The sequence below is a fragment of the Pseudomonas sp. FW300-N2F2 genome (assembly GCF_017351655.1).
Lineage (GTDB): Bacteria > Pseudomonadota > Gammaproteobacteria > Pseudomonadales > Pseudomonadaceae > Aquipseudomonas > Aquipseudomonas fluorescens_AA.
This window is the reverse complement of the sequence record NZ_JACNDQ010000004.1, coordinates 193,141-212,987: the sequence shown is the minus strand read 5'-3', so window position 1 is coordinate 212,987 and position 19,847 is coordinate 193,141. Positions and strand designations below refer to the sequence as shown.

18 protein-coding genes are annotated in these 19,847 nt (G+C 60.1%); 3 read left to right on the top strand and 15 right to left on the bottom strand.

Annotated features, from left to right (window positions below):
• Positions 1 to 135: 135 nt before the first annotated feature.
• Together J4E63_RS27635 and J4E63_RS27630 are read right to left on the bottom strand one after the other, a co-directional pair.
• Positions 136 to 762, bottom strand: a complete 627-nt coding sequence (locus J4E63_RS27635) for a glutathione S-transferase family protein (protein ID WP_207283899.1) — start codon at positions 760 to 762, stop codon at positions 136 to 138.
• Positions 763 to 887: 125 nt separating this feature from the next.
• Positions 888 to 1,790, bottom strand: coding sequence for a LysR family transcriptional regulator (locus J4E63_RS27630; protein WP_072407627.1), 903 nt, complete (start codon positions 1,788 to 1,790; stop codon positions 888 to 890).
• Positions 1,791 to 2,123: 333 nt separating this feature from the next.
• On the opposite strand from J4E63_RS27630, the gene J4E63_RS27625 reads away from it, so the two are divergent.
• Complete coding sequence (locus J4E63_RS27625) at positions 2,124 to 4,337, top strand: LTA synthase family protein (RefSeq protein ID WP_207283898.1); 2,214 nt, start codon at positions 2,124 to 2,126, stop codon at positions 4,335 to 4,337.
• Between the two features lie 13 nt (positions 4,338 to 4,350).
• On the opposite strand, the gene nudK is transcribed toward J4E63_RS27625, so the two are convergent.
• Genes nudK through J4E63_RS27605 form a run of 4 tightly spaced genes read right to left on the bottom strand, consistent with a single transcriptional unit; the run spans position 4,351 to position 7,711 of the window.
• Positions 4,351 to 4,947 (bottom strand): GDP-mannose pyrophosphatase NudK, encoded by a 597-nt coding sequence (gene nudK, locus J4E63_RS27620; protein WP_060739927.1) that lies wholly within the window; start codon positions 4,945 to 4,947, stop codon positions 4,351 to 4,353.
• 42 nt (positions 4,948 to 4,989) lie between these two features.
• On the bottom strand, positions 4,990 to 5,823 hold the full coding sequence (gene nadE, locus J4E63_RS27615) for an ammonia-dependent NAD(+) synthetase (protein ID WP_207283897.1): 834 nt from the start codon (positions 5,821 to 5,823) through the stop codon (positions 4,990 to 4,992).
• A 1-nt stretch (position 5,824) separates the two neighbouring features.
• Positions 5,825 to 7,054: a nicotinate phosphoribosyltransferase gene (gene pncB, locus J4E63_RS27610; protein WP_060739924.1), complete on the bottom strand. Its 1,230-nt coding sequence runs from the start codon at positions 7,052 to 7,054 to the stop codon at positions 5,825 to 5,827.
• Positions 7,055 to 7,063: 9 nt separating this feature from the next.
• Positions 7,064 to 7,711, bottom strand: coding sequence for a nicotinamidase (locus J4E63_RS27605; RefSeq protein WP_207283896.1), 648 nt, complete (start codon positions 7,709 to 7,711; stop codon positions 7,064 to 7,066).
• Positions 7,712 to 7,893: 182 nt separating this feature from the next.
• Here J4E63_RS27605 and J4E63_RS27600 point away from each other — a divergent pair, with 182 nt between their 5' ends.
• Both J4E63_RS27600 and J4E63_RS27595 read left to right on the top strand, forming a co-directional pair.
• Positions 7,894 to 8,451 carry an adenylyltransferase/cytidyltransferase family protein gene (locus J4E63_RS27600; RefSeq protein ID WP_060739922.1) on the top strand — a complete coding sequence of 186 codons (558 nt, stop codon included), beginning with the start codon at positions 7,894 to 7,896 and terminating at the stop codon, positions 8,449 to 8,451.
• Positions 8,441 to 9,148, top strand: coding sequence for an NUDIX hydrolase (locus J4E63_RS27595; RefSeq protein WP_092200224.1), 708 nt, complete (start codon positions 8,441 to 8,443; stop codon positions 9,146 to 9,148). Before J4E63_RS27600 ends, J4E63_RS27595 begins: the two co-directional genes overlap by 11 nt.
• 3 nt (positions 9,149 to 9,151) lie before the next feature.
• Here the strand turns inward: J4E63_RS27595 and J4E63_RS27590 are convergent, their stop codons facing one another.
• The 9 genes from J4E63_RS27590 to atpA all read right to left on the bottom strand — a co-directional run bounded on the left by J4E63_RS27590 (position 9,152) and on the right by atpA (position 19,826).
• Complete coding sequence (locus tag J4E63_RS27590) at positions 9,152 to 10,408, bottom strand: type II toxin-antitoxin system HipA family toxin (protein ID WP_207283895.1); 1,257 nt, start codon at positions 10,406 to 10,408, stop codon at positions 9,152 to 9,154.
• Positions 10,401 to 10,859, bottom strand: a complete 459-nt coding sequence (locus J4E63_RS27585) for a helix-turn-helix domain-containing protein (protein WP_103307929.1) — start codon at positions 10,857 to 10,859, stop codon at positions 10,401 to 10,403. Before J4E63_RS27585 ends, J4E63_RS27590 begins: the two co-directional genes overlap by 8 nt.
• A 334-nt stretch (positions 10,860 to 11,193) precedes the next feature.
• Positions 11,194 to 13,026, bottom strand: coding sequence for a glutamine--fructose-6-phosphate transaminase (isomerizing) (gene glmS, locus J4E63_RS27580; RefSeq protein ID WP_158454954.1), 1,833 nt, complete (start codon positions 13,024 to 13,026; stop codon positions 11,194 to 11,196).
• Between the two features lies 1 nt (position 13,027).
• Entirely contained in the window at positions 13,028 to 13,804 is a 777-nt protein-coding gene (locus tag J4E63_RS27575; RefSeq protein ID WP_060739917.1) for a DeoR/GlpR family DNA-binding transcription regulator, read from the bottom strand.
• Between the two features lie 208 nt (positions 13,805 to 14,012).
• Positions 14,013 to 15,380 (bottom strand): bifunctional UDP-N-acetylglucosamine diphosphorylase/glucosamine-1-phosphate N-acetyltransferase GlmU, encoded by a 1,368-nt coding sequence (gene glmU / locus J4E63_RS27570; protein WP_092473813.1) that lies wholly within the window; start codon positions 15,378 to 15,380, stop codon positions 14,013 to 14,015.
• A gap of 115 nt (positions 15,381 to 15,495) precedes the next feature.
• Positions 15,496 to 15,921, bottom strand: coding sequence for a F0F1 ATP synthase subunit epsilon (locus J4E63_RS27565; RefSeq protein WP_060739915.1), 426 nt, complete (start codon positions 15,919 to 15,921; stop codon positions 15,496 to 15,498).
• A gap of 45 nt (positions 15,922 to 15,966) precedes the next feature.
• Positions 15,967 to 17,343, bottom strand: coding sequence for a F0F1 ATP synthase subunit beta (gene atpD / locus J4E63_RS27560; RefSeq protein WP_003187186.1), 1,377 nt, complete (start codon positions 17,341 to 17,343; stop codon positions 15,967 to 15,969).
• Between the two features lie 27 nt (positions 17,344 to 17,370).
• A complete protein-coding gene (gene atpG / locus J4E63_RS27555) occupies positions 17,371 to 18,231 on the bottom strand; it encodes a F0F1 ATP synthase subunit gamma (protein WP_060739914.1) in 861 nt (286 codons plus the stop codon).
• A gap of 50 nt (positions 18,232 to 18,281) precedes the next feature.
• Positions 18,282 to 19,826 carry a F0F1 ATP synthase subunit alpha gene (gene atpA / locus J4E63_RS27550; RefSeq protein ID WP_053126819.1) on the bottom strand — a complete coding sequence of 515 codons (1,545 nt, stop codon included), beginning with the start codon at positions 19,824 to 19,826 and terminating at the stop codon, positions 18,282 to 18,284.
• Positions 19,827 to 19,847 lie beyond the last annotated feature (21 nt).

The window sequence follows — 19,847 nt, the reverse complement described above, 5'->3', positions numbered from 1 at the left end:
GACGAAATCTCTGCCGTGTGGGAGCAAAGCTTGCTCGCGAAACAGGCGCCTCGATCTCTGAAAGACCGCAGTGCCTTCATCGCGGGCAAGCCTCGCTCCCACAGTGAAGATAACCCCCTCACCACCGGGTCTGTTTCAGGCGTGCTTTTGCAACCCGACAACCGTACGCGGCATGCCCACGAACCCGGGCAAGGCTTCGATCCGCACCAGCCAGGCCCGCACATGGGCATAGTCTTCCAACGATACATTGCCTTCCGGTGCGTGGGCGATGTAGCTGTAGCCGGCGATGTCCGCGACAGTCGCCGTATCACCCGCCAGAAAATCACAACTGCTCAATTCCTGATCGATGACTTTCAGCACAGCGTGGGAACGGGCAATCACGTCCTCGGCGTTGTAGGCCGCGCCAAACACCGTGATCAGCCGTGCCGTGGCCGGCCCCGCATGGATCGGCCCGGCAGCCGCCGACAACCAGCGCTGCACCCGCGCGGCGCCGACTGGATCGGTGGGCAGCCAGCGGCCCTTGCCATATTTGTGCGCCAGGTACACCAGGATTGCGTTGGAGTCCGCCAGCACCACGCCGTCATCGTCAATGACCGGTACCTGGCCAAACGCATTGAGCGCAAGGAAACCCGCCTGTTTGTGCGCGCCCTTGGCCAAGTCGACGAAGACCTTCTCGACCGGTAGCCCGAGCAACGAAAGCATCAATTGAACGCGATGGGAATGGCCGGAAAGCGGGAAGTGATAGTGCTTGATAGGGTTCATGGTCGACTCCGCAGGAAGTGACGCCATCAGCACAACGGCGTCGATGGGGTCATCTTCCGCTCCGGGCCAAAACAAGAGAATCACCCAGAAATGCAATCCATTGTTTCAGCCAGAGAAACAATACGTCAGTCGCTCAAGGCCGGATGTTCGCGCAATGCACTGACGACAAAATCGACAAAACTGCGGACCCGCGCCGGCGCATTGCGTCCGCCCTGGTACACCACATGGATCGGCAGAGGCGGCAATTCGAAATCGGCCAGGACGATTTCCAGTTCGCCGGCGGCCACGTTGCCCGCCACCTGGTAAGACAGGACTCGCGTCATTCCCAACCCCTGGCAAGCGGCAGTGATCGCCGCCTGGTTGGCCGTCACCACCAGCCGAGGCACGGGCCGGACGGCCAACGCTTGGCCTGAATCGATAAAGGTCCAGCTTTTGACCTGGCCAATGGCCGACGACGCCACCACGGGCATTCGCTCCAGGTCATCCGGATGCCGGGGCCGTCCGTGGCGTGCGAAGAAGTCCGGGGAGCCGCACACCACTCGCCGTACTTCACCGACCCGCACCGCGTGCAGGTTGCTGTCCGGCAGCTCGCCAATGCGCAGGGCAACGTCGATGCCCTCCTCCACCAGACTCACCGTACGGTCCAATAGCAAAGCGTTGATGCTGACCTCGGGGAACCGATGCAGGTAATCCACCAGCAGCGGCGTGACGAACAACTGGCCGAACAGCACCGGCGCGGTGATCGTCAATTGCCCACGGGGCTGAACGTGACTGCCGGCCGCCGAATCCTCGGCTTCCTGCAAATCGCTCAGGATCCGCCGACAGTCCTCGAGAAAGCGCTGACCGGCTTCGCTCAGGTACACATTGCGGGTGGTGCGCACCAGCAATGGCGTGCCGATGCGTTGTTCCAACCCTGCCACCGCCCGCGTGACGCTGGCCGCCGACAGGCCCAGGCGCCGCGCCGCCGCTGAAAAACCCGACTCCTGGGCCACGGCGAGAAAAACCTGCATTTCCTGGAACCTGTCCATCCATCCCCCGATGAGAAATCCTGATACAAGTTTTCCGCGCGCCTCAAAAACAGCGCTGCGCCGCCATTGTAGAGGCCTGCGCCAGTGAACCACAGCCTAGCGCAGCCGGACACCGGGACATTGGCTCGGCCAGGGGCGATTGCCCTTGGTACCATCCCTTCTCATGACAATTTCATGACCGAAGGAAGAACCTGCTGTGGGAGCGAGCTTGCTCGCGATGGCGTCAGTCAGTCACATGCCATATGGACTGATACACCGCTATCGCGAGCAATCTCGCTCCCACAGGGTGGGTGTCGTTCAATGGATTGGCTTCAACAGAAAGGCCCGTTTCTCGTGAATATTATTTATCGCGCTTCAACCCACCCCCGCGCCGCCCTCATCACCCTGATTGGCTGCGTATTACTCGTCCCCATGGGCCTGCGTCTCGCCCTGGGCTGGTCCGACCCGCTGGGCTATCTGTCGGACCTGGGCGTCGGTGGGTTACTGATCGCGTTGCTTCACCGTCGCCCCTGGTGGCTGGTACTGCCGGTATTGCTGACCTGGAGCGCATTGACGCTGGCCAGCATCGAATTGGTCAGTGCGGTGGGGCGGATGCCCAACCCTTCGGACATTCATTACCTGACCGACCCGCAGTTCGTTGAAAACTCCACCAGCGGGGGCTTCGCCCATCCGTGGCTGGCCGCGATCCAGTTGGCCGCGCTGGCGTTCTGGCTGATGACCCAACGGACCAGCCGCCCACACCGGGCGCCACGCTTGCCTCGCCACGCCTGGGCCGTACCCGTGTTGCTCCTGCTGAGCCATGGCGCGCTGCAAGCCTGGCGTCCCAGTGAAGCGGACCAATGGAACGTGTTCAACCTGCCTCACCAACTCGTCACCGCAGGTGTCGCGGCCGGGCAGGACCAAGCCCGGCAATGGCTCGACGGCGATGCCGTGGACCCCGCCCCGCCCATGGCAGGGCTGACCCGTCTGGACCTCGATGGCAACAGGCTGCTGGCCGAACCGGGGCGTGCGCGCAACGTTCTGGTCATCGCCTTGGAGGGCATTCCTGGCGCCTACGTGAGTGCCAACCGCCAGGCCTTGAACAGCAGCTATCAGGAAAACCTGATGCCACACCTCAGCGCCTGGGCCGAGCGTGGCATGAACACCCCTGATTACGTCCTGCACAGCCACCAGACCATTCGTGGCTTGTACGCGATGCTGTGTGGCGACTACGACAAGCTCGACGACGGCACGCCCAAAGGCGTCGAAATGCTCAACCAGACCCAGCGCAACCAGGCCTGCCTGCCGGCCCAGTTGCGCCAGAACGGCTTTTCCACGCATTTCCTCCAGGGCGCGGGTCTGCGGTTCATGGCCAAGGACCGGATCATGCCGCACATCGGCTTCGACACGACCCTGGGCATGGAGTGGTTCACTCGCCCCGCCTACCTGGAATTTCCTTGGGGCAAGGACGACAAGACCTTCTTCGAAGGCGCACTGGACTACGTCGGACAACTGCAGCAGGCGGACAAACCGTGGATGCTGACCCTGCTGACCGTGGGCACCCACCAGCCGTACTCGGCGCCGGATGACTACCTGCAACGCTACGACACCGCCAAGCAGGCGGCGGTGGGTTACCTGGACGACGCACTGGCGAGCTTCCTGGCGAGCCTGGAACGCCAGGGCATCCTGGACAACACCCTGGTGGTCATCACCTCGGACGAATCCCACGGCATCGACGATGTGCGGCTGGCCTCGTCCTGGGGGTTCAACCTGACGCTGGCGCCGGAACCATTGCCCCGGATCAAGTCAGGCACCTACGGGCATGTGGACCTGACCGCCTCGATCCTCGATTACTTCGGCTTCACGGTGCCCACATCGTTATCCGGTCGCTCGATGTTCAGGGACTACCCGACGGGCCGGGAAATCATGTCGTTCACCAATGGCAAGCTGCGCTACCACGACGGCAAGGGCACGTTTACCGAATGCGATTTCCTCCAGCATTGCCGTTACTACAGCAGCGAAGGCTTCATTGCCGACCGTGCCACCTACGGCGGGCAATACAGCGGCCAGCGCGCCCGATTGATCAGCGCCCGGGCCACGGCCCTGGACCAGACCCTGATGCGCACGCCCCTGAACCAGCACTATCAGTTCGGCAGCGCCGATAAAATCCCGCTGCCGGCCCTGGTCACCAACGACTGGACCGACAACCTGATCGGTGCCCAATACCTGGAGATGCCCAAGGGTTCACAGACCCGCGTCAGCCTGACCATCCGCGCGGTGGAGGCAGACCATGCCGCCTACATCTCTCTCAAGGCCAAGGAGTTCGAACAGGATGTGCCAATGGACCTGCCGACCGAGGTGGCGGTGACACCCGACCAGCCGTTGGTGATGAACATCAGTTTCGACAACCCACAGCAGCGCAAGGCGTTTTCCTTCCATCTGCTCGGCCATGGCGTCGGCGCCATCGAAATCAGCGACTTCAGCGTTGTGACCGAACTGCCAGACCAGACGGACCAGCCGCAATACCTGGACGATATGCAGGAAGACAGCGAGGCCCAATCCAGTTGAACAAAAAACGCGGCTAATCCAGCAACCGATGCAACTTGGCGTACTGCAACAACATGATGGTCTTGCCGTCGCAAATCTCCCCGCTCTCGATCATGCCCAAGGCCTGGTCGAGGGACAGCTCCAGCACTTCGATCTCTTCGCCCTCGGCTTCAAGGCCACCGCCTTCGTGCTGCTTGTCTTCGTCGAAATATTCGCCGACGAAAAAATGCACCCGCTCAGTCACCGAGCCCGGGCTCATGAAGGCGTCGAACACCTTGCGCACGTCCTGGATGATGTAGCCGGTTTCCTCCTGGGTTTCCTTGCGGATGCAGGTGTGTGGGTCGTCGTTGTCCAACAGGCCGGCGCAGGTTTCTATCAACAGGTCATCGTGCCCGTTGACGAAGGCAGGGAAGCGGAACTGCCGGGTCAACACCACCGTTTGCTTGGCCTTGCTGTACAGCAGAATGGTGGCGCCGTTGCCGCGGTCATAAGTCTCGCGCGTCAGTTCGCGCCATTGGCCGTTGCGGCCGAGGTAGTCATAGGTGGTCTTGCGCAGCACGTACCAATCGTCCGAGAGGACTTCGACGTGCTTGATGCGTACGCGATCCTTGATGCTGATTGCCTGTGTCATTTACCCACTCCGTTCAAAACCAAAGGTCCCATTAGAACCCTATTACAACGATGCGGGGACGCGTGGCAATGCGCGTTTGTGGGCGGTCTTTAGGTAGGCGCGCTCAATGATCTGTCGCGCCTGGGGCGACACCTCTTGGCCCATCAGGTACGCGTCGATTTCCTCGTAGCTGCAGCCGTACGCCACTTCATCCAACTTGCCGGGCGCCAGGTCTTCCAGGTCCGCGGTCGGCGCCTTGCGCACCAGGTGTGCGGGGGCGCCCATCGCGTCGGCCAACAACCTCACCTGGGTCTTCGTCAGCCCGGACAACGGTGCCAGGTCGCACGCGCCGTCGCCGAACTTGGTGAAAAATCCCATCACCGCCTCAGCCCCATGATCGGTACCCACCACCAACCCGTTGCTTAAGTTGGCGATGGCGTATTGCGCCAGCATCCGTGCCCGGGCCTTGGCGTTGCCTTTGGCAAAGTCGCTGAGTTCGGCCGAAGGCTGCAAGCCATCGATGGCGATACTGCCCATCAGTCCGTCGACGCACGCGGCGATGTTGCTGGTGGTGATCACGTCCGGCCGGATGAAGTCCAGGGAAGCCTGGGCGTCCTGCTCATCGGCCTGGGCCTTGTACGGCAGCCGGACTGCGATAAACCGCGCCGCGTAGTCTTCACCCCGCAGTTGCTCCACCGCCAACTGGCAGAGGCGGCCGGCGGTGAGGGAGTCGACGCCGCCACTGATCCCCAGGACCAGGGACTGGCAACCCGACTCGCGCAAGATCTGCTTTATGAACTCGACGCGGCGGGCAATCTCGGTTGCTTCGCCGCCCTGCGTGAGTTGGCGGTCGATGCCCAGCTCCCGGGCAATGCTCTCTTGCTGAAACGAAGTCATATCAAGCTCCCAACTGTGGATTGATCAAGGCGACGTTGAACACTTGGGCGGCGTACCGCAGAAACGAGACATCCTCGCAGACGTTCTTGATCGGGTCGTCGGAGAACTTCACCACCGGTTCGCCGTGGACCCGCACCAGTTTCATGACGATGCTCAGCGGTTCCACACCGTCGACATCGCAAGCCAGGCTGGTGCCCATGCCAAAGCCGAATTTGGCTTTGCCGCGGACATGGCGCAGGATCGGCAGGCACTTTTCGAAATTGAGGCCATCGGAGAACATCAGGTCCTTGGTACGCGGATCGATGCCCAGTTCCTGATAGCGCCCCAGCACCTTGTCGGCCCAGACGATCGGATCACCGGAATCCTGGCGCAGGCCGTCATAGAGCTTGGCAAAGTACAGGTCGAAATCCTTGAGGAAAAAGTCGGTGCTGATGCAGTCCGTCAGGGCGATACCGAGGCGGCCGCGATATTCGCGCACCCAGTTTTCCAACGCCGCGTTCTGGCTCTCGCGCAAGCGCCCGAGTTGCTGGTGCACCATCAGCCACTGGTGAGCCATGGTGCCAATCAGGGGCAGATCGAACTCGTAGGCCAAGTGAGCGTTACTGGTGCCGACAAAGACCCCAGGAAAATCGCTGCGCATCACATTCACCACTTCACGCTGGGCCCTGAACGACAGCCGCCGCCGGGTGGAGAAGTCTGAAACGCGAAACTCGGCGAGTTCTTCACGGCTGGCATTTTTCTCCAGCCATTCGAACTTCTGGTACAGCTTGCGGGTGACGTCGGCCAACTCGACCTCGGGGTATTTCTCGCGGTTGCGCAGTTCGCTGACCATCGCCAATACCGGTTGCTCGAACATGATGCAGTGCAGCATCGGGCCACGGACGCGGATGTGCAGTTGGCCATCGACTTCCGCAACGTGGATGTAACGCAAGTTGAAGCGAAACAGGCCAAGAAACTGTTCGAAGTCCGGGGTCAGGTACTCACGGAAACGCTTGTTGAACAGGAACCGCTGCTCTCCTTCGCGCAACTGCAACCCGGCGAGCTTCTCCAGTTCGACACGAATGTCCGGGATCAGGTGACCGAGCCGCTCCTTGGAACGCACGATGAACTGGTATTCCACCTCGACATTCGGGTGCTGGTGCAAGACCGCCTGCATCATGGTGAAGGTGTAGTAGTCGGTATCCAGAAGGCTCTGGATGGTGCCACTGCTTGAGTCGAATGCACTGTCCATGTCTTTTCCTTATGCGTTTGCCAGGCGGATGGTTTCTTCGCGGGTCGCGGCAACCGAGATCCCCGCTTGCTGCATGTCTTGGATGGCTTGAATCGCCCCCTCCTCACTGATGGCCCGGCAGGCCGGGAGGTGAATGATCACCTTGAAGCCGGCGGCAGCCAGTTGCAGGGCGGTGGTCTTGACGCAGAAATCCAGCGCCAGCCCGCCGACAATGACCTGCTCCACTCCCAAGCCCCTCAGGTACTCGATCACCCCGGTGGACAGCTTGCCGTGCAGGTCGTGGTAGCAGGCGCCGTACGGGTGCAAATCCGGCTCGACCCCCTTCCAGACGAAATAGTCGTAGTCGTACGGGGCCGGCAGTTGATCCAGCAGGGCGAAACCTTCGGTACCAGGGACGCAGTGGCTGACCCAGGTGATGTCGGCGTGCTCGAGCCCGGTCGGCACGAACATCTGTGCGTGATCGGCGACCACCCACGGGGCCAGGGGCGAATGGGCGTCCTTGCTGCCGATACGGAGGCTGGCCAGGGACGCGATGAAATTCAGCTCACCGGCAATCTGGTCACCGCCCGGCACCGGAAGCTCATCGGGGCATAGCGGCGTGAAGCTCTTTTGCGCATCGACATCGAAGGAAGCGGTTTTCCGGGTCAGGCTGTTCATGCTGGGTTTCTCCTCTTCATGGTCACGAGAGTATATAAGGTGTACTTTCATAACAAGCCATCCGTAGAAAATATTTTTGACGTGCCCTTTCTATCCAAACCAATTGGTGAAACAGAAAGCGGGTTTTCACAAAAAAGATTTTGCTGATAGAGTACATGTCATGTACTAACAGAGGATGAGCCATGTTCGAGATAGCCCTTTATGGCGGCGCCTTCAATCCCCCTCACGCCGGTCATGCCCAGGTGATGATCGAGGCCTCATGTCAGGCCAGACGCGTGCTGGTGGTCCCAAGCTTGCGGCATCCCTACGGCAAGCAAATGGTTGACTATGAGGTGCGCCTGAACTGGCTGGAATCGATCGTCGAGAACGTTCAGCCGCTGTGCCGCGCCGAAGTGCGTGCAAGCCGGGTGGAACAGGTCGTGGCCCGCGGCGTTGAAGGCGCGATCTACAGCTACACCCTCCTCGCCCACCTCGCCGACAGCCTGGCCCTGGACGGCAAGCGGATCGCGTTGGTGGTGGGCCAGGATGTCGCGGACCTGCTGCCGACCTTCTATCGCGGACAGGAATTGCTGGAGCGTTTTTCCATCCTTCGCGTGGAGGAAAAGATCCACGTGCGCAGCACCGTGGTTCGCGAACGACTGGCCTTGGGCGAGCCGCTTCCCAGCGACTGGATGGCACCCGGCATGAACCCGTTAAACTATGACCTTTACGCTACCCACGGAAATCGACATGCCCACTAGCACAGCCCCCGCCCGCGGTTACCTGCACACCATCGACCTCTGTGTGCTGCGCTTCTGCCGGGAGACCCAGGCGCTGGAAATCCTCCTGAACCGACGGGAAGCCGAGCCGTTCGCCGGCCATTGGGCGCTGCCCGGGATCGTGGTCAATGGTGGCGTCGAAGATCTCACGCTGAACGACGCCGTGGAGCGCCTGCGTAGCTCGAGCAAAGTGGGCATGCCGCTGGCCTGGATCGAACAGGTGGGCACCGTCGGCGACGCGTTCCGCGACCCACGCTGCTGGTCATCGTCAACGTTCTACCTGGCGATTGTCAGCGAGGCGGTCCAGCTCGCCGAACACCAGGGTTTTTTCCCCCTCAAGGATGTCGCCGACGCCTCGATCAAACTCCCTTTCGACCACAACAGCCTGGTGGCCGCCGTCCAGGAACGGTTGTTGTCCAAAGCCCTCTACAGCAGCCTGCCGCTGATGTTCCTGGGCCCGGAGTTCAGCGCGCCGGAAGCGGTGAGCATTTTCTCCGTGGTGCTCGACCGCCCGGTGCTCAAGACCAGCATGCGCCAGCGTTTGCTGAAGATGACCGAGGCGGGTTATTTGCAGGAAACCGGCCGCAAGAAAAGCGGCGACGGCGGCCGCCCGCAACGCACGGTGGAAAACCTCAAGCCGGGAAGCGTTTATCTTTTTGATCGTTGCTTTCTGGAATAGCGCTTAGGGGGCCAGCGCAAATGCTGGCGCCATCCGCTCCTGCTCATTGCTTGAGATGCCCAGATAGCGTGCGACCCTGGGCCATTTTCTGACGACGCCCTGGAACCTCTCGATGGTTTGTCTGGCATCGTCAGCGGAGACGCGGAAATAACCGGCCACGCTCATTGCCAGATCAAGGTCTATGGCGTTATCGGCCTCTGAAACGTTGAGCCTCAAGCCAGTGTCACCAGGGACAGGGTTCATGTCATACGCAGGCGAAAGACGCCAACCGCGCCCTGGCTCCAATAGGAAGCCGTGGTTTCGTAGATGATCATCAGTATTCGAAACCAGCATGTTGAAGACAATTCTTCGCCAAAGCTCGGGAAGATCCACGTCGGCAGCGGCCCCCTCCCTGACCAATACCTCTGCAATCTCCAGGTAACTGGCCCCTGTCTCATGCCCATCACCATCCTGATGGTCCGTCAGGGTCATCGCTGAAGCAAAGTGAAGTCGACCACCCGTTGCTGTTCTGTCAAAGCGCTTAACCATGAAACAGTGGTACTCACTCGCGTACCGTTGCGCTTTTCCTTCAGCCACATAGAGCCCACAGCCTTGGGCCAATGTATTGACGACCATCTCCCAGCCGCCCACGTCGTGGGTGTCTCTATTACTGGGAAACTTTCCTATCCAGAGTGCGTGATCGTCATCTACTACGCTTGCCTTGGGCCTTGCTCCACCCAGAGAGCCACCTGGAGCAATGAGCATTCGAATCCAGTCCTGCCCCTGAGCCCCCCGATCCTCTCCAGCTTCAAATCGACGCGAAGCCTCTTCAAGCTCACGCATGCGGGCCATCGGGGGAGCGGCATGCTCCACATGGTCGTCAAGGAACGCTCCTTCTTCCTCGACTTTGAAACGCAGTCCCCCTACCCGGTAGGCGTCGTGAACCCCGATGAGATAGTCCGAGTCAAACAGCCGCGCGTCCTGCGGTACGACTCCTGCTCTTTTGTCCCGCTCCAAGCGACGATCCATCAACAGTCGCCCCCATCGATCAGGCGAGGAGTCCGATACGCACCCAAAGCAATTTCCCGTTGGATATTGCCGCCCTTCGTAAGGCTGAATCCGAGGGTCGATCGCAATCTGAGTGTGAAGGGTTTGAAGAACAGCCCGCGCGTACTCGAACTCCATACGCTCGGATCCTGCCAATCTGCGGGAATGAAGGGTTCCAAGCAGTACGGGTGCTGTTTCATTCCAGTCTGCGTAGACGAAAATCCTTTCAGGCATCGTCGTCCCCTAAAAGCTTCTTAGCCAGTTCCGAGCTTGTCTGGCTTCGGCTGTCAGCGGCTGGTGAGGTAGAACTGTTTTCTTTTGCCGAGACGCTGATCAGGTTGTCCCAATGAAACTGGGGCAGCCGTACTTTTGGCTTGATGTGCTCGACTGCAGAACGCCCTTTCAATTCGGCATCTTGCAGATCACGGCCTAATTCATCCGTGCGTGCGAGCAATTCAAGGTCCTTCTCCAACCCCAAGGCTACCAATACCGAAACGTAGGCTCCGATGGTCACAGCAGGACTGCCACTTTCCAGCGCCCTCAACGTGGGAGCGCTCATGCCCGCCCGCGCAGCCATTTGCGCCGCAGTGATCTTACGGCGCTTACGAGCCAGCTCGATCCGTTCGCCAAGCTGGCGCAGGAGCCGCTCAGCGGATGGCATGAGGGGTGCTGTTTTTTTCGGCATGGCAGTATTTTTTCAATTTCTTCGAGGATTTGAAAAAATACTAGCACGTGGATGGTCGGAATCTGCCCATAACGAGAAAAAATGAAAGTATTTCTTCATATTCATAAAGAAAATCGAAAAATACCTTCCAAGCCAAATTTTGGTTTCTCAAAGATCAGCGCAGATGTCAGGTCGGTTTTCTCTTCAGCTGTTCGGTGAAGGGTCGGGATAGACCCTCAAGGTGTCATCCATTTGTAGGGACCGATGCGGCTGAACGAATGAGCGGGTTTAGCAGTGCTAAACCCGACCAGATTCATTACCTAGGATCACCGAAGCCTGGCTCTCGGTAGACGACTCACTCCACCGTCACAGACTTCGCCAGATTCCGCGGCTGGTCCACATCAGTCCCCTTGAGCACCGCGACGTAGTACGACAGAAGTTGCAGCGGGATGGTGTAGAGGATCGGCGACAGGATGTCGTGGATGTGCGGCATGTGCACCACGTGGGTGCCCTCACCGTTGGTCATGCCGGCTTGCTCGTCTGCAAAGACAATCAACTGGCCGCCACGGGCGCGCACTTCCTGCAGGTTGGACTTGAGCTTTTCCAGCAGCTCGTTGTTCGGCGCCACGGTGACCACCGGCATGTCGTTATCCACAAGCGCCAGCGGGCCGTGCTTGAGTTCACCGGCCGGGTAGGCCTCGGCGTGGATATAGGAGATTTCCTTAAGCTTCAAGGCCCCTTCCATCGCCACCGGGAATTGCGCGCCACGCCCGAGGAACAGGGTGTGGTTCTTCTCGGCGAACAGTTCGGCGATTTTTTCCACCGTGCTGTCCATGGCCAGGGCTTCGCCCAGGCGGGCCGGCAGGCGGCGCAGTTCTTCCACCAGTTTGGCCTCGACGCCCTCGCCCAGCGTACCGCGGACCTGGCCCAGGGACAGGGTCAGTAACAGCAGACCCACCAGTTGCGTGGTGAATGCCTTGGTCGACGCCACACCGATCTCACGGCCGGCCTGGGTCAGCAGGGTCAGGTCGGACTCGCGCACCAGCGAGCTGATGCCGACGTTGCAGATCGCCAGGCTGGCGAGGAAACCCAGTTCCTTGGCGTTGCGCAGGGCCGCCAGGGTGTCGGCGGTTTCCCCGGACTGGGAAATGGTGACGAACAAGGTGTCCGGCTGCACCACCACCTTGCGGTAACGGAACTCACTGGCCACTTCGACCTGGCACGGAATACCGGCCAGTTCTTCGAGCCAGTAACGGGCGACCATCCCGGCGTGATAGCTGGTGCCGCAGGCGACGATCTGCACGTTACGCACTTTGGCGAACAGTTCGGCCGCCTGTGGGCCGAACGCCTGGACCAACACCTGGCTCTGGCTCATGCGGCCTTCCAGGGTGCGCTGCACCACGGCCGGTTGTTCGTGGATTTCCTTGAGCATGAAGTGGCGGAACTCGCCCTTGTCGGCCGCTTCGGCACCGTCGCGGTATTGAACGGTCTCGCGCTCCACGGCTTTGCCGTCGATGTCCCAGATTTGCACGCTGTCGCGGCGAATCTCGGCGATATCGCCTTCTTCCAGGTACATGAAGCGGTCGGTGACCTGACGCAGCGCCAACTGATCGGAAGCCAGGAAGTTTTCCCCCAGGCCCAGGCCGATCACCAATGGGCTGCCGCTGCGGGCTGCGACCAGGCGATCAGGTTGTTTCGCGCTGATGACCGCCAGGCCATAGGCGCCGTGCAGCTCCTTGACGGTGGCCTTGAGGGCCACGGTCAGGTCCGCCAGGTCCTTGAGCTTGTGGTTGAGCAGATGGGCGATGACTTCAGTGTCGGTGTCCGAAGTGAACACATAACCGAGCGCCTTGAGCTGTTCACGCAGGGCTTCGTGGTTTTCGATGATGCCGTTGTGCACCACCGCCAGATCGCCGGAGAAATGCGGGTGAGCGTTACGCTCGCACGGCGCGCCATGGGTGGCCCAGCGGGTGTGGGCAATGCCCAGGCGACCGAGCAGCGGTTCGGCGTCCAGCGCCTGCTCCAGCTCGCTGACCTTGCCCGGACGACGCATGCGCTCGAGCTTCTCGTCGTTGGTGAACACCGCCACACCGGCGCTGTCGTAGCCGCGGTATTCCAGGCGCTTGAGACCTTCGAGCAAGATTGCTGTGATGTTGCGTTCAGCAACGGCGCCGACAATTCCACACATGCTATTTCTCCTGGCTGACAGGCGCGCAGATCACGGTGATGCCGCGGGCCTGAATCTGATCGCGGGCCTCTACGGGCAGGCGATCATCGGTAATGAGGGTATGGACGCTGCTCCACGGCAGCTCCAGGTTGGGGATCTTGCGGCCGATCTTGTCGGCCTCCACCATCACGATCACTTCCCGGGCAACCTCAGCCATCACACGGCTCAAGCCCAGCAGTTCGTTGAAGGTGGTGGTACCTCGAACCAGATCGATGCCGTCGGCGCCGATGAACAACTGGTCGAAGTCGTAGGAACGCAGAACCTGCTCGGCCACCTGGCCCTGGAACGACTCGGAGTGAGGGTCCCAGGTGCCGCCGGTCATCAACAGCACCGGCTCGTGCTCCAGTTCGCTCAAGGCATTGGCGACGTGCAGGGAATTGGTCATCACCACCAGGCCCGGCTGTTGGCCGAGTTGAGGGATCATGGCGGCGGTGGTGCTGCCACTGTCGATGATGATCCGCGCGTGTTCGCGGATCCGCTTCACGGCGGCCCGGGCAATGGCGAGTTTGTACTTGGAGACGGTTTGCCCGTTATCGGCCACCAACTCCTGCGGCATCGGCACCGCGCCACCGTAGCGACGCAGCAGTAGGCCATTGGTTTCCAGGGCGGCGAGGTCCTTGCGAATCGTAACCTCCGAGGTTTCGAAGCGCTTGGCCAGCTCATCCACACTGACCTCGCCCTGCTCTTGGAGCAAAGCAAGGATGTTGTGACGGCGCTGTGGCGTATTGCGTTTCGACATGGCGACTTAAGTTTCGATTCGAAAGATAACGTAAGCAATCAAAACCTATTGCAACGATATCGTCAAGGCGCCCGGAGAAAAATTCAGAAATCCTCTCATCACTGTGGGAGCGAGCTTGCTCGCGAAGGGGCCAGGCCAGGCAATAACAGCTTTACCTGATACACCGCTATCGCGAGCAAGCTCGCTCCCACAGGGGTTGTGGATAACTTTAGGGCTTCTTGATTTTTTCCGGCCGCTTCCAGCCGTCGATGTTGCGTTGGCGCGCGCGCGCCACCGCCAATTGGCCGTTATCCACATTCTGGGTCAGGGTCGAACCGGCTGCCGTGGTCGCACCGCTGGAGATATCCACAGGCGCCACCAAGGAGTTGTTGGAGCCGATGAAAACATCGTCACCCATTACGGTTTTCCACTTGTTGGCGCCATCGTAGTTGCAGGTGATGGTGCCGGCGCCAATGTTGGTGCGGGCGCCGACTTCAGCGTCCCCCAGATAGGTCAGGTGGCCGGCCTTGGCGTCTTCGCCCAAATGAGCGTTCTTGAGTTCGACGAAGTTACCCACATGGGCACGGGCTTCCAGCACGGAGCCTGGACGCAACCGCGCAAACGGGCCGGCATCGCTGCCTTCGCCCATGACCGCGCCATCGAGATGGCTGTTGGCCTTGATCACCACACCTTTGCGCAGGGTGCTGTCCTTGATCACGCAGTTCGGGCCGATGACCACGTCGTCTTCGATGACCACCTTGCCTTCGAGGATGACGTTGATATCGATGACCACGTCGCGACCCACGCTGACTTCACCACGCACGTCGAAACGGGACGGATCGCGCAGGGTCACGCCTTGGGCCATCAGGCGGCGGGCGGCGCGCAATTGATAGTGGCGCTCCAGCTCCGCCAGTTGCCGGCGATCGTTGGCGCCCTGCACTTCCATGGCGTCCAGCGGCTGCTCGGTGGCGACCACCAGCCCATCGGCAACAGCCATGGCAATCACATCGGTCAGGTAGTACTCACCCTGGGCGTTGTTGTTCGACAGACGACTCATCCAGTCGCCCAGGCGCTCGGCCGGCACGGCAAGAATTCCGGTGTTGCCCTCGGTGATCGCGCGCTGGGCTTCGTTGGCGTCCTTTTGCTCGACAATCGCCGTCACCTGGCCATCGGCGTTGCGCACAATGCGGCCGTAACCGGTGGGGTCATCCAGCTCGACGGTCAGCAGGCCCAACTGCTGCGGGGCGACGTGCTTGAGCAGACGCTGCAAGGTCTCGACTTCGATCAGCGGCACATCGCCGTAGAGAATCAACACTGTATTGGCCGTGATGAACGGCACGGCCTGGGCCACGGCATGGCCGGTGCCCAGTTGTTTGTCCTGCAGGACGAAATTCAGGTCATCCGCCGCCAGGCGTTCGCGTACCGCATCGGCACCATGGCCGATGACCACGTGAATGCGCTGTGGATCAAGTTGCCGCGCGCTGTGGATAACATGACCGAGCATGGAATTGCCGGCGACCGGGTGCAAGACCTTGGGCAACGCCGAACGCATGCGGGTGCCTTGGCCGGCCGCGAGGATAACGATTTCAAGAGACATGACTGGCTACCAATCCTGGGTGGTCAGCGGCTGCGACCAGGTAATGAATGTGGGGAAAAGAAAAAAGGGTAGCCGAGGCTACCCTTTTTAATCAATCGCACAGAAAGCAGACGGCTTAGCCGCCGAACTTCTTGCGGATCTGCTGGACGGTACGCAGCTGGGCTGCGGCCTCGGCCAGACGTGCGGCAGCAGAACCGTAGTCGAACTCCGCGCCGCGCTCGTGCAGGGCCTTCTCGGCGGCCTTGACGGCCTCCTGAGCGGAAGCTTCGTCCAGGTCGGCAGCACGTTGCACGGTGTCGGCAAGGACCTTGACCATGTTCGGCTGAACCTCGAGGAAACCACCGGAGATGTAGAACACCTCCCGTTCCCCGCCCTGCTTGGTCAGAGTAATCGGACCTGGCTTCAAGCTGGTGATCAGCGGTGCGTGACCCAGGGCGATACCAAGATCACCCAGCTCACCGTGCGCAACCACAAACTCGACCAGACCGGAGAAGATTTCCCCTTCCGCACTGACGATATCGCAATGGACTGTCATAGCCATCTGATTGCCTCAACCTAAATTAGCGCCCGTTGCCGGGCGCCGGGATTACAGTTTCTTGGCTTTCTCGATCGCTTCTTCGATGCCGCCGACCATGTAGAACGCTTGTTCTGGCAGGTGGTCGTAGTCACCGTTGAGGATGCCTTTGAAGCCAGCAATGGTGTCTTTCAGGGAAACGTATTTACCCGAGGCACCAGTGAAGACTTCAGCCACGAAGAACGGCTGCGACAAGAAGCGCTGGATCTTACGAGCACGGTTTACCAACTGCTTGTCGGCTTCCGACAGCTCGTCCATACCCAGGATCGCGATGATGTCCTTCAGTTCCTTGTAACGCTGCAGCACGTACTGAACGCCGCGAGCGGTGTCGTAGTGCTCCTGGCCGATCACGTTCGGGTCCAGTTGGCGCGAAGTCGAGTCCAGTGGGTCTACCGCTGGGTAGATACCCAGGGAAGCGATGTCACGGGACAGAACGACGGTGGCGTCCAAGTGGGCGAAGGTGGTCGCTGGCGACGGGTCGGTCAAGTCGTCCGCTGGTACGTATACCGCTTGGATCGAGGTGATCGAGCCTTGCTTGGTGGAAGTGATGCGCTCTTGCAGCACGCCCATCTCTTCAGCCAGGGTCGGCTGGTAACCTACTGCCGAAGGCATACGGCCCAGCAGTGCGGATACTTCGGTACCGGCCAGGGTGTAACGGTAGATGTTGTCGACGAACAGCAGAACGTCGTTACCTTCGTCACGGAACTTCTCGGCCATGGTCAGGCCGGTCAGGGCTACGCGCAGACGGTTTCCCGGCGGCTCGTTCATCTGGCCGTAGACCAGTGCCACTTTGTCCAGAACGTTGGAATCCTTCATCTCGTGGTAGAAGTCGTTACCCTCACGAGTACGCTCACCCACACCGGCGAACACGGAATAACCGCTGTGCTCGATGGCGATGTTACGGATCAGTTCCATCATGTTTACGGTCTTGCCTACACCGGCACCACCGAACAGACCGACTTTACCGCCCTTGGCGAACGGGCAAACCAGGTCGATAACCTTGATGCCGGTTTCCAGCAGTTCGTTGCCACCAGCCTGTTCAGCGAAGGTTGGCGCAGGACGGTGAATGCCCCAGCGTTCTTCGGTGTCGATCGGGCCAGCTTCATCGATCGGGTTGCCCAGTACGTCCATGATCCGGCCCAGGGTCGCTTTACCGACCGGTACGGAGATGGCTGCGCCAGTGTTGTTGACGTCCAGACCGCGCTTCAAGCCCTCGGTGGAGCCCATCGCAATGGTACGAACCACGCCGTCGCCCAGCTGCTGCTGAACTTCCAGGGTGGTTTCGGCGCCTTGAACCTTCAAGGCGTCGTAGATGCTCGGTACGCTGTCGCGTGGAAATTCCACGTCGATAACGGCGCCGATGATTTGAACGATACGTCCGCTACTCATAGCTGGATCCTCTGAATATTTGAACCGTTAAACCGCGGCAGCGCCGCCGACGATTTCCGAGATCTCTTGGGTGATCGCAGCCTGACGCGCCTTGTTGTAGATCAGCTGCAAATCGCTGATCAAATCACCGGCGTTGTCGGTAGCGTTCTTCATCGCGATCATCCGCGCCGCTTGTTCAGCTGCGTTGTTCTCGACCACCGCCTGGTAGACCTGCGACTCCACGTAGCGGACCATCAAGCCGTCGAGCAGCTCCTTGGCATCCGGTTCGTAGAGATAGTCCCAGTGGTGCTTGAGTTCCTGTTCCGGGGTCGCCACCAGTGGAATCAACTGCTCCACGGTCGGCTGTTGCGTCATGGTGTTGATGAACTTGTTGGATACCACGGACAGGCGGTCGATCCGGCCTTCCAGGTAAGCATCCAGCATCACCTTGACGCTGCCGATCAGGTCATTGATCGACGGTTCTTCACCCAGGTGGCTGATAGCAGCGACGACGTTGCCGCCGAAGTTGCGGAAGAAAGCCGCACCCTTGCTACCGACCACGCACAGATCGATCTCGACGCCTTGTTCGCGGTTTGCCGCCATGTCCTTGACCAGGGCCTTGAACAGGTTGGTGTTCAAGCCACCGCACAGACCACGGTCACTGCTCACCACAACGTAACCGACGCGCTTGACGGCGCGTTCGATCATGAACGGGTGACGGTATTCCGGGTTGGCGTTGGCCAGATGACCAATCACCTGGCGGATGCGCTCCGCATAAGGACGGCTAGCAGCCATGCGCATTTGTGCCTTGCGCATTTTGCTGACCGCCACTTTTTCCATGGCGCTGGTAATCTTTTGCGTGCTTTTGATGCTCGCAATCTTACTGCGAATCTCTTTTGCGCCTGCCATGTAACACCTATCAGGTTAGCAAGCGGGAGCCTTGCGGTTCCCGCTGCGGCTTACCAGGTTTGGGTGGCCTTGAACTTCTCGATACCGGCCTTGAGGCCAGCGTCGATTTCGTCATTGAAGTCACCTTTAACGTTGATCTTGGCCATCAAATCGGCGTGATCGCGGTTGAAGAAAGCGATCAGCGCTTGTTCGAAGCTGCCGATCTTGGCGATTTCAATGTCAGTCAGGAACCCACGCTCAGCGGCATACAGCGACAGCGCCATGTCAGCGATCGACATTGGTGCGTATTGCTTCTGCTTCATCAGCTCGGTAACGCGCTGACCATGCTCAAGTTGCTTACGGGTCGCTTCGTCCAGGTCAGAAGCGAACTGGGCGAATGCCGCCAGTTCACGGTACTGGGCCAGGGCGGTACGGATACCACCGGACAGCTTCTTGATGATCTTGGTCTGAGCGGCACCACCCACACGGGATACCGAAACACCGGCGTTCACAGCAGGACGGATGCCCGAGTTGAACATGGCCGATTCCAGGAAGATCTGACCGTCGGTGATGGAAATCACGTTGGTCGGAACGAACGCGGAAACGTCGCCAGCCTGGGTTTCGATGATCGGCAGCGCGGTCAGGGAACCGGTCTTGCCAGTCACTGCGCCGTTGGTGAACTTCTCTACGTACTCTTCCGAAACGCGGGATGCGCGCTCCAGCAGACGGGAGTGGAGATAGAACACGTCGCCTGGGTAGGCTTCACGGCCTGGTGGACGGCGCAGCAGCAGGGAAATCTGGCGGTAGGCCACTGCTTGCTTGGACAGATCGTCATAAACGATCAGCGCGTCTTCACCGCGGTCGCGGAAGTATTCGCCCATGGTGCAACCGGAGTACGGTGCCAGGAACTGCAGTGCGGCCGATTCGGAAGCACTGGCGGCAACGATGATGGTGTTAGCCAGTGCACCGTTTTCTTCCAGCTTGCGAACCACGTTGGCGATGGTCGATTGCTTCTGACCGATTGCCACGTAGACGCAGAAGATGCCGCTGTTTTTCTGGTTGATGATCGCGTCGATCGCCAGAGCGGTCTTACCGATCTGACGGTCGCCGATGATCAGCTCACGCTGGCCACGGCCGACAGGGATCATGGCATCGACAGCCTTGTAGCCAGTCTGTACAGGCTGGTCTACCGACTTACGCCAGATCACGCCTGGAGCAACTTTCTCGACCGCGTCGGTCTCGGTGTTGTTCAGCGGACCTTTGCCGTCAACAGGGTTACCCAGTGCGTCGACAACGCGACCCAGCAGTTCCTTACCTACCGGAACTTCGAGGATGCGGCCGGTGCACTTGGCGCTCATGCCTTCAGCCAGCGTCGTGTATGCGCCCAGTACCACGGCACCTACAGAGTCTTGCTCCAGGTTGAGGGCCATACCGTAGACGCCGCCCGGAAACTCGATCATCTCGCCGTACATGACGTCGGCCAGACCGTGAATCCGCACGATGCCGTCAGATACGCTGACGACAGTGCCTTCGTTACGGGCTTGGGAGGTCACATCGAGCTTGTCGATGCGGCCCTTGATAATTTCACTTATTTCGGAAGGATTGAGTTGCTGCATTGCTCTGCTGCCCCTTCAAAC

Excerpts from the sequence above, each read along its gene's own strand:
- J4E63_RS27630 (WP_072407627.1), bottom strand. The coding sequence starts at position 1,790 with ATGGACAGGTTCCAGGAAATGCAGGTTTTTCTCGCCGTGGCCCAGGAG.
- atpD (WP_003187186.1), bottom strand. The coding sequence starts at position 17,343 with ATGAGTAGCGGACGTATCGTTCAAATCATCGGCGCCGTTATCGACGTG.
- glmS (WP_158454954.1), bottom strand. The coding sequence starts at position 13,026 with ATGTGTGGAATTGTCGGCGCCGTTGCTGAACGCAACATCACAGCAATC.
- atpG (WP_060739914.1), bottom strand. The coding sequence starts at position 18,231 with ATGGCAGGCGCAAAAGAGATTCGCAGTAAGATTGCGAGCATCAAAAGC.
- atpA (WP_053126819.1), bottom strand. The coding sequence starts at position 19,826 with ATGCAGCAACTCAATCCTTCCGAAATAAGTGAAATTATCAAGGGCCGC.
- pncB (WP_060739924.1), bottom strand. The coding sequence starts at position 7,054 with ATGGACAGTGCATTCGACTCAAGCAGTGGCACCATCCAGAGCCTTCTG.
- J4E63_RS27600 (WP_060739922.1), top strand. The coding sequence starts at position 7,894 with ATGTTCGAGATAGCCCTTTATGGCGGCGCCTTCAATCCCCCTCACGCC.
- glmU (WP_092473813.1), bottom strand. The coding sequence starts at position 15,380 with ATGTCTCTTGAAATCGTTATCCTCGCGGCCGGCCAAGGCACCCGCATG.
- J4E63_RS27635 (WP_207283899.1), bottom strand. The coding sequence starts at position 762 with ATGAACCCTATCAAGCACTATCACTTCCCGCTTTCCGGCCATTCCCAT.
- J4E63_RS27585 (WP_103307929.1), bottom strand. The coding sequence starts at position 10,859 with ATGCCGAAAAAAACAGCACCCCTCATGCCATCCGCTGAGCGGCTCCTG.
- J4E63_RS27575 (WP_060739917.1), bottom strand. The coding sequence starts at position 13,804 with ATGTCGAAACGCAATACGCCACAGCGCCGTCACAACATCCTTGCTTTG.
- nudK (WP_060739927.1), bottom strand. The coding sequence starts at position 4,947 with ATGACACAGGCAATCAGCATCAAGGATCGCGTACGCATCAAGCACGTC.
- J4E63_RS27605 (WP_207283896.1), bottom strand. The coding sequence starts at position 7,711 with ATGAACAGCCTGACCCGGAAAACCGCTTCCTTCGATGTCGATGCGCAA.
- J4E63_RS27595 (WP_092200224.1), top strand. The coding sequence starts at position 8,441 with ATGCCCACTAGCACAGCCCCCGCCCGCGGTTACCTGCACACCATCGAC.
- J4E63_RS27590 (WP_207283895.1), bottom strand. The coding sequence starts at position 10,408 with ATGCCTGAAAGGATTTTCGTCTACGCAGACTGGAATGAAACAGCACCC.
- J4E63_RS27565 (WP_060739915.1), bottom strand. The coding sequence starts at position 15,921 with ATGGCTATGACAGTCCATTGCGATATCGTCAGTGCGGAAGGGGAAATC.
- nadE (WP_207283897.1), bottom strand. The coding sequence starts at position 5,823 with ATGACTTCGTTTCAGCAAGAGAGCATTGCCCGGGAGCTGGGCATCGAC.